Source organism: Aerococcus sp. L_32 (assembly GCF_050689315.1).
The window spans coordinates 1-515 of the sequence record NZ_JBOEQF010001277.1; the positions used below are offsets into that span (position 1 = coordinate 1).

Sequence of the window (515 nt, forward strand, 5' to 3'; positions counted from 1 at the left end):
CTTATTGTGGTTGTTGGTTTATCCCTATCGTTTATGATTTTTACAGGAGGTATCGGCAGTTCGGACGAAACAGTCGAGGTTACCATACCAGAAGGGTCGACAACAGCTGATATTGCAAGCATCTTGGATGATGAAGGCATTATCTTTAACGATTTCCTTTTTACAACTTACTTACGATTCTTTGGGGATGACGCGATTGAAGCGGGTACTTACACCTTACACAAGAATCTAGGCTATACAGATGCTAATAACGAGCTACAACAAGGGGCTACAGCTCAAGTTGACTCAGTGGCAATTCCAGAAGGTTCATCGCTAGAGGCCATTTCGCAAATTATTGCAGATGCACTTGGCATTGAACAAGAAGACGCCTTAGCACAAATGACGGATGACGGTCTATTCGATGAATTATTGGCGACATACCCAGAATTATTGACCGACGTATCGGAAAATGACGACGTGCGTTACAAGTTGGAAGGCTACTTATACCCAGCAACTTATGAGTTGTCATCAACTGC

At 43.1% G+C, this 515-nt stretch carries 1 protein-coding gene; it reads left to right on the forward strand.

Annotated elements, in window-relative coordinates; translation table 11 throughout:
- Nucleotides 1–33: 33 nt before the first annotated feature.
- Nucleotides 34–515 (forward strand): endolytic transglycosylase MltG (locus tag ACRCJ0_RS19310; RefSeq protein WP_431391841.1); only part of this gene is annotated, 482 nt, incomplete at its 3' end.